The sequence below is a fragment of the Variovorax sp. YR752 genome (genome assembly GCF_943372545.1).
The window spans coordinates 25,247-34,449 of the sequence record NZ_CALRZC010000075.1 but is presented as its reverse complement, the minus strand read 5'-3'; the positions used below and the strand labels follow the sequence as shown (position 1 = coordinate 34,449).

At 70.1% G+C, this 9,203-nt stretch carries 3 protein-coding genes; 1 reads left to right on the top strand and 2 read right to left on the bottom strand.

The features are described from left to right. Nucleotides 1-24: 24 nt before the first annotated feature. Nucleotides 25-6,318, top strand: coding sequence for an Ig-like domain-containing protein (locus AAG801_RS18790; protein ID WP_341889712.1), 6,294 nt, complete (start codon nt 25-27; stop codon nt 6,316-6,318). A 54-nt stretch (nt 6,319-6,372) separates the two neighbouring features. Here the strand turns inward: AAG801_RS18790 and AAG801_RS18785 are convergent, their stop codons facing one another. Further along, entirely contained in the window at nt 6,373-8,295 is a 1,923-nt protein-coding gene (locus AAG801_RS18785; RefSeq protein WP_341889711.1) for an EAL domain-containing protein, read from the bottom strand. A 16-nt stretch (nt 8,296-8,311) separates the two neighbouring features. Then, on the bottom strand, nt 8,312-9,022 hold the full coding sequence (locus tag AAG801_RS18780) for a transglutaminase-like cysteine peptidase (protein ID WP_341889710.1): 711 nt from the start codon (nt 9,020-9,022) through the stop codon (nt 8,312-8,314). Nucleotides 9,023-9,203 lie beyond the last annotated feature (181 nt).

Sequence of the window (9,203 nt, the reverse complement as noted above, 5' to 3'; positions counted from 1 at the left end):
ATCACCGTCACGGGCCTGCCTGCCGTGGGCACGATCACGCTGGCCGACGGCACCGCCGTCACCAACGGCCAGGTGCTCACCGCCGCCCAGCTCGCCGGGCTGCAGTTCGACGCACCGACGGATCTGCTGGCTTCGACCAGCACCAGCTTCACCTACTCCGTCTCGGATGGCACGGTCACCGTTAACGCTGGCACGACGATCAGCGTCACGCCGGTCAACGACGCGCCCGTCACCTCCAGCTCGACCATCACCGTCGCCGAAGAGTCGGCCAACACACCGCTGGGCCTGACGGCTCCGACAGACATCGACGGCGATGCGTTGACGATCACCGTCACCGGCTTGCCTGCCGTCGGGTCGATCACGCTGGCTGATGGCACGCCGGTCGCCAACGGGCAAGTCCTCACCGCAGCCCAGCTCGCCGGTCTTCAGTTCGACGCGCCGGCGGATCTGCTCGCCTCGACCAGCACCAGCTTCACCTACGCCGTCTCGGATGGCACGGTCACCGTCAATGCCGGCACGACCATCAACGTCACGCCAGTCAACGATGCACCGGTCGCCTCCAGCTCGACGATCACGGTCGCCGAAGAGTCGGCCAATACGCCTCTGGGTCTCACCGCGCCGACAGACATCGATGGCGATGCGTTGACCATCACCGTCACGGGCCTGCCAGCCGTGGGCACGATCACGCTGGCAGACGGCACCGCCGTCACCAACGGCCAGGTGCTCACCGCCGCTCAACTCGCCGGCCTGCAGTTCGACGCGCCGGCGGATCTGCTCGCCTCCACCAGCACCAGCTTCACCTACTCCGTCTCCGACGGCACCGTCACCGTCAATGCCGGCACGACGATCAGCGTCACGCCTGTCAACGACGCGCCGGTCGCCTCCAGCTCGACGATCACCGTCGCCGAAGAGTCGGCCAACACACCGCTGGGCCTGACGGCTCCGACAGACATCGACGGCGATGCGTTGACGATCACCGTCACCGGCTTGCCCTCGGTCGGCACGATCACGCTGGCTGACGGCACCACCGTCACCAACGGCCAGGTGCTTACCGCCGCTCAACTCGCCGGGCTGCAGTTCGATGCGCCGGCGGATCTGCTCGCCTCCACGTCGACCAGCTTCACTTACTCCGTCTCCGACGGCACCGCCACCGTCAATGCCGGCACGACCATCAGCGTCACGCCGGTCAACGATGCACCGGTTGCCTCCAGCTCGACCATCACCGTCGCTGAAGAGTCAGCCAACACGCCCCTGGGCCTGACCGCGCCGACAGACATCGACGGCAATGCGCTGACCATCACCGTCACCGGCCTGCCCTCGGTCGGCACGATCACGCTGGCTGACGGCACGCCGGTTACCAACGGCCAGGTACTCACCTCCGCGCAGCTCGCCGGCCTGCAGTTCGACGCCCCGGCAGACCTGCTCGCCTCCACGTCGACCAGCTTCACCTATTCCGTCTCGGACGGCACGGTCACCGTCAACGCCGGCACGACCATCAGCGTCACGCCGGTCAACGATGCACCGGTCGTCTCCAGCTCGACGATCACGGTCGCCGAGGAATCGACCAACACGCCGCTGGGCCTGACGGCTCCGACAGACATCGACGGCGATGCGTTGACGATCACCGTCACCGGCCTGCCTGCCTTGGGCTCGATCACGCTGGCCGATGGCACGCCAGTCGCCAACGGCCAGGTGCTCACCGCCGCTCAGCTTGCCGGCCTACAGTTCGACGCGCCGGCGGATCTGCTCGCCTCAGCGTCCACGAGCTTCACGTACTCGGTCTCAGACGGGACGGTCACTGTCAATGCAGGCACGACCATCAGCGTCACGCCGGTCAACGACGCACCGGTCGCGTCCAACTCGACGATCACCGTCGCTGAAGAGTCGGCCAATACGCCGCTGGGCCTGACCGCGCCGACGGACGTCGACGGCGACACGCTGACGATCACCGTCACGGGTCTCCCTTCAGTCGGCGCGATCACGCTGGCCGACGGTACGCCGGTTACCAACGGCCAGGTGCTCACTGCGGCCCAGCTCGCCGGGCTACAGTTCGACGCCCCGGCGGATCTGCTGGCTTCGACCAGCACCAGCTTCACCTACGCCGTCTCCGACGGTACGGTCACCGTCAATGCTGGCACGACCATCAACGTCACGCCGGTCAACGATGCGCCAGTCGTCTCCAACTCCACACTCACGGTCGCCGAGGAATCGGCCAATACGCCGCTGGGCCTGGTGGCACCGACCGATGTCGATGGCAATGCCCTGACGATCACGGTCACCGGCCTGCCCTCGGTCGGCACGATCACGCTGGCTGACGGTACCCCCGTCACCAACGGCCAGGTGCTCACCGCCGCCCAGCTCGCCGGCCTGCAGTTCGACGCCCCGGCGGATCTGCTCGCATCGACCAGCACCAGCTTCACCTACGCCGTCTCGGATGGCACGGTCACCGTCAACGCCGGCACGACCATCAACGTCACGCCGGTCAACGATGCACCGGTCGCCCAGCCCGCCGCCTTCGCGGTCGCCGAGGATGCGGCGGTGGTCAGCGGCGCGCTGGTTGCCACCGACGCCGATGCAGGCGCCATCCTGAGCTTTGCGCTGAACGGCGCAGCGCCGGCCGGGCTGGTGGTCAACGCCAACGGAAGCTACAGCTTCGACCCCGCCAACGCGGCCTACCAGTCGCTGGCTGCCGGGCAGTCGCAGGTCATCACCGTGCCCTACACGGTGACCGACAACGCCGGTGCCACCTCGACCGCGAACCTGGTGATCACGGTCACCGGCACCAACGACGCACCCGTCGCCCAGGCCGCCGCATTCACCGTCGCCGAGGACGCCGCGATCGTCAGCGGCTCGGTCTCCGCCACGGACGTCGACGCCGGCGCCACGCAGACCTTCGCACTCAATGGTGCGGCTCCGGCGGGCCTGAGCTTCAACAGCGGCGGCAGCTACAGCTTCGACCCGTCGCACGCCGCCTACCAGTCGCTCGGCGTCGGCCAGTCGACCGTCATCACGGTTCCCTACACGGTCACCGACAACACCGGCGCCACCTCGACCGCCAACCTCGTCATCACCGTCACCGGCACGAACGACGCACCGGTGGCCGTGGCCGACAGCGGCGCGCTGGCCGAGAACGCCACGCTCACCACCACCGCCGCCACCGGCGTTCTCGCCAACGACACCGACATCGACAGCGGCGACTCGCGCACCGTCTCGGCCATCAGCTTCGGCGCCACCGGCGGCACCGTGGGAACCGGCCTGCCCGGCACCTACGGCACGCTGACGCTGAACGCGGACGGCTCCTACAGCTACGCGGCCAACCGCCCCGCAGCCGAGGCGCTGCTCGCCGGCCAGGTGGTCACCGAGTCGTTCACCTACACGATGCGTGACACCGCCGGCGCCACCTCGCAGGCGACCATCACCTTCACCATCACCGGCGCCGCCGACGCGCCGACCATCACCGGCCCGCTGGCCGGCGCGGTGCAGGAAGACACCACGCTGTCGACCGGCGGCACACTGGTCATCACCGACCCGGACGCCGGCCAGTCGAGCTTCGTGGCGCAGAGCGGCACGCCCGGCACCTACGGCAGCTTCTCGATCAGCGCCGGCGGCGTGTGGAGCTACACGCTGAACAATGCGGCTGCGAACGTGCAGGCCCTGCCGGCCGGCAGCGCGCCGACGGAGAGCTTCGTCGTCACCAGCACCGATGGCACGCAGCGCACGATCACCGTCACCGTCAACGGCCTCAACGACGCGCCGCTCGCGCAGGCTGCGGGTTTCACGGTCGCCGAGGATGCGGCCGTGGTCAACGGCGCGGTCACCGCGACCGACGTCGACACCGGCGCCACGCTCAGCTACGCGCTCAACGGCGCGGCCCCGGCCGGCCTGACCTTCAACAGCAACGGCAGCTACAGCTTCAACCCCGCCGACGCGGCCTACCAGTCGCTCGGCGTCGGCCAGCAGCAGATCATCACCGTGCCCTACACGGTGACCGACGACAACGGCGCGACGTCGACTGCCAATCTGGTCATCACCGTGACCGGCACCAATGACGCGCCGGTGGCCAACGCCAACAGCGGGCCGGGAACCGAGGACACGGCGCTGACCATCGTGCCGGCCACCCTGCTGGGCAACGACAGCGACGCCGACAGCGGCGACACGCTGACCATCACCAGCGTTCAGGACGCCGTCAACGGCACGGTGGCGCTGTCCGGCGGCAACATCGTCTTCACGCCGACGGCCAACTACAGCGGCCCGGCCACGTTCACCTACACGGTGTCCGACGGTCGCGGCGGCACGTCGACGGCGAGCGTGACGGTCAACATCGCCGCGGTGGCCGATGCGCCGACGCTGGTCATCAACGGAACCTCGAGCACCGGCGGCACGAGCACACCGCCGAGCCTGCCGCCGAGCACCGGCCTCGTGCGCGACTTCTTCCAGGACATCGGCTCGGTCAGTTCGGCCAACGCCGGCGACATCGCCACGGTCGAGACGGCGGTCGAGGCTGCCACGCGCACTTCGACCAGCGTCGTCACCGACATCTCGATCCCCGACCTCAACGTCGACGACGCCTACCGCTACACCGGCTTCATCTACCTGACGGCCGGCCAGACCTACGAGGTCACCGGCAGCCGCGACGACACGCTGGCCGTCAAGCTCGGCGGCAACAGCGTCTACGGCGTCGGCTTCAACAACTGGGGCGCGTTCACGGCCTCCGGCTTCACGCCGTCGGTGTCCGGCTACTACTCGCTCGAGGTGATCGCCTACAACGGCGACGGCGTCGGCGACCTCGACATCAACATGTCGGTCAACGGCGCTGCCTCGGTCGACCTGAACACCAGCAACTTCCGCATCTACACGAGCGCGAGCGACTTCAGCAGCAGCCCGACGGTGGCCGGCCCGATGGTGCCCAACGGCGACGGCGGCTACTACCCCGGCGGCGCCGGCGGAAGCGAGGACACGGCGATTCGCCTGGGCAGCATCTCCGCAAGCCTGAACGACACCGACGGCTCCGAGACGCTCAGCCTGCGCATCGGCAGCATCCCGGTCGGCGCGGTCATCAGCGACGGCACCAACACCTTCACCGCCACCGCGGGCAACACCAGCGTGGTGGTGACGAGCTGGTCGCTCAACAACCTGACGATCACGCCGCCGCTGCACTACGCGGGCACGATCAACCTGTCCGTCACGGCGACCGCAACCGAGTCGACCGGTCAGACAGCCACCACCACGGGCACGCTGCCCGTGCTGGTGACGGCGGTGGCCGACGCGCCGGTGGTGGCCGGCGACACGACCATCGTCACCGTGGTGCAGGAAGACACGGCCGCCACCGTCAACTTCCCCATCCTGGCCACGCGGGTCGACGTCGATGGTTCCGAAACCCTGCGTGTGCTGGTCTCGGGCGTGCCTGCCGGGTTCAGCTTCAGTGCCGGCACCAACAACGGCGGCGGCGTGTGGCAGTTCACCGCGGCGCAACTCGACGGCCTGACACTCACGCTGCCGGCGAACCACAACACGCCCACGGCGCTGACCGTCACTGCGGTGACACGCGAGACCAGCACCGGTGCGGAAGCGTCCGACTCGTCGACGATCACCCTGCTCGCCGATTCCGCCGACGGGACGAGCTACACCGGCTCAGGCGCTGCGAACACGATCAACGGCAACAACGGCGACAACTTCGTCAATGCCCTGGGCGGCAACGACACCGTGAGCTCTGGCAACGGCGAGGACCTGGTGCGCGGCGGCGATGGCAACGACTCGATCAACGGCGGAGCCGCCAGCGACGCCTTGTGGGGCGATGCTGGCAACGACATCATCCTCGGCGGCACCGGCAGCGACCTGATCCGCGGCGGCGCCGGCGACGACACGCTCACCGGCGGTGCGGCGGCGGGCGCCGCCGACGGCACGGCCGACGTGTTCGCCTGGTCACTGGCCGACGCGGGCAGCGCGGGCACGCCGGCGGTCGACACGATCACCGACTTCAACGTCGGCGCGGTGTCGGCCGGCGGCGACGTGCTGGACCTGCGCGACCTGCTGTCGGGCGACGTGCTCGGTGCCGGCAACACCGCTGGCAACCTGGCCAACTTCCTCGACTTCGCGGTCAGCGGCAGCGGCGCCACGGCCTCGACGACGATCCGCATCAGTTCGACCGGCCAGTACACCGACGGCGCCTACTCGGCTGGCGCCACCGACCAGACCATCGTGCTGCAGGGTGTGGATCTGCCGGGAGCGCTCGGACTGGGCAGCGGCGCCACCGATGCACAGATCGTCCAGGAGCTGCTGACGCGCGGCAAGCTGATCGTCGACAGCACCGGCAGCTGAGATCAGACGGGCTGGCGTCTCGCCAGCCCGTGGCGCTTGCCCTGCGCTTGCGGCTCAGCCGCGGCGTGCGGACTGCCCGCTGACCCAGGGGCCGGTCTGCGCGTCGACGCCGCACTGCCACAGCGCCTCGGCGTCGGCGGCGTCGCTCACACCCTCTGCAATCACCTGCAGCGACAGGCTGTGCAGCATCGCCGCCACGCCGGTCACGAAGCCGGCGCGCGTGCTGTCTCGGCCGATGCCCAGCGTGACGGCGGCATCGAGCTTGACGTAGTCCAGGCCCAGTTCGAACAAGCGCTCGATGCGGCCGAGCCGCTCGCCGGCATGTTCGAGGCCGACACGCGCGCCCACCGGCCGCAACTGCCGGCCGAGTTCGCGCACCAGCTCGAAGTGCTCGGCCGCGGCGATCTCGGGCACCTCCAGCCAGACCTGGCGTGCCGCGCGCGGCGCCTGCAGCAGTTGCGCGCGCAGCCGCGCAGCGAATCCGCTGTCGGCCAGCGAGGCGACGGCGAGGTTGACCGCACGGGACTGCCCGTCGGCCGAGATGGCGGCCAGCGCCAGCGCCAGGGCGCGCTCGTCCAGCATCGCCGTGAGGCGCGCGCGCGCCGCCAGCGGCAGCCAGCGCGCAGCCGGCTCGAGCGCACCCTCCGGCTCGATCTGCACACGCAGCGGGCATTCCAGGTGCACCATCTCGCCGCTCCTCGCGCGCACCGGGTACTCGACGAGACCGACCCGCCCTTCGGCCAGTGCCTCGTGGAGGCGTCGCCGCCAGCCGCCCTCGCCGAGCTTGACGAGCGCGCCGGACTCGCCGGCAGTGGCCACCGCGAAGGCGCCCTGCGCCTCGGCGCGCGCCAGCGCCAGGTCGGCCATGCCCATCAGCTCCGCGATCGGCGCGCCGCGCTGCAGCTCCACCGCGCCTGCGGCCACCGCCGCCTGCTGCCCGATCGCGGGCAGCACGGCCCTCAGGCCTTCGGCCAGCGCACGCGCGGTTTCCTCCGCCACGCCGCCGACCGGCAGGCACATCGCGAAGTCGGAACCGTTCAGGCGGCCGACGAAGCAGCCCTTGACGCGCAGCGTGTAGGCCTGCAGCGCCTGCGAGATCGCACGGATCAGCCCGTCGGTCGCATCGTGGCCGAGCGCGCGGTTCAGGCCGGCGAGATCGATCACGCGCAGCAGCACCAGCCCGCCTTCGGCACTGCCGTCCTCGCGCTGCAGCACGGTGCCGAGCTGGCCCATGAAGTGCGCGCGGTTGGACAGGCCGGTCAGCGGGTCGCAGTTGGCCTGGCGGCGCAGCGTCTCGACCTGCGTGGCCTGGCCCTCGAAGACGAGCTTCAGGCGCGCCACCATCGAGTTCATCGCGCGCACCAGGCGGCGCAGTTCCGGCGCCGACGGTTCGGCGACGGTGACGTACTCGCCGCGCTCGAGCGAGCGCGCCTGCTCGACGGTCAGCTCGAGCGGGCGGCGGATGCGGTTGACGATCAGCGCGCCGGCCAGCGCGGCCAGCAGGCCGACCACCGCCATCGCGGCGCCGGCGTGCTGCACGGCGTACCAGAGCTCGTCGTGGGCGAAGGTGTCCTGGCTCTGCACCTCGACGCGGCCGAGCGCGCGCCAGCCGTCCGACACCTGGGCCACGCCGGCCGGCGCCTCGATCGGCAGCAGGCGCTCGAACCAGGCCGGCGCGTCCAGCGGCTGCGGCGCGGCCTCGCGCAGGTAGCGCTGCTCACCGTCAGCGGCGACGAAGCGGATGCGGCGGTAGAAGCCAGTGTCGAACTGCGCCGACATGACCAGTTCCATCAGCGCCGCGTCGCCCTTCTGCTGCGACAGCACCAGCGCGATCGCAGTCGCGTTGTCGGCGTTCTTCAGCCGCAGCTGCGTCTGCAGCGTGCCGCGCAGCGCGTCGGTGTGCACCGCCACGCTGCCGACGAAAGCCAGCATCAGCACCACGAACAGCTTGAGCCAGATCTGGCCGATCAACGACATCTTGTTCTCCCTGCTCTCATTGGAACCCCTCCGCACGCGCCTTCGCAAGGACCTCGCGCCAGCGCGACAGCCGCGCCGTCGGGTCGCCGGCGGCTGCGCCGGCCGCGCCCTGCCACAGCCCCTCGCCGTTGAAGCTGAACACCGGCGTCAGGTCCGGCCGGCGCGAGGCGGGGCGCACCTCGCCGATCAGGTTGTCGAGGATCAGCGGCTCGGCGCCGGGCTGCGCGTACCAGGCGAGCACCATGTGCGCCTGCACCGCGCCGCCCGGCCCACCGATCGCCGCGCGCACATAGACCAGCCGCAGCCGCGCCATCGGCACGCCGGCCCCCAGCAGGCTGAAGTACTTGGCGATCGCGTAGTCCTCGCAGTCGCCGCGGCCCTTCTCGAGCATCTCGAGCGGGCTGGCCCAGTAGTCGTCCTGGCCCCAGACCGCGGCATCGTCGATGAACACCACACGCCGGTTGAAGAAGTCGTTGACGGCAGCGAGCAGGGCCGGCTCGTCGTTGGCCGGCGCCTCGGCGAGCAGTGCCTGCAGCGCCTGGGCAGCCGCCGCGGCACGCGCACCGGTGCGCTGCGCGGCGGCAGTCATGCGATCGCGGTCCCAGGCTCGGCTGGCAGTGCCCGCCAGCAGCAGCACGACAGACGCGGCCACGACCAAGCGCCGCAGCCAGAGGGCAGCGGCCTGGGCGACCGGACGTGACAGGCACTGCGGCATCGGTAGGCGCATCGACGACTTGTTCTCGTCGCTTCAAGCGGCAGCTTGAGGGCCTAAGCCGGCGCAGACGCGGAATTCCGTACGCAATCTGTTGCAAACAGCCCTCGGGCGTGATGTTCAGCCGTGAAAAACTTCGTGAGATCCATCACTGCCGACAGGGCCTGCGTCAGTCCTCACTACACTTCCTCTCGCT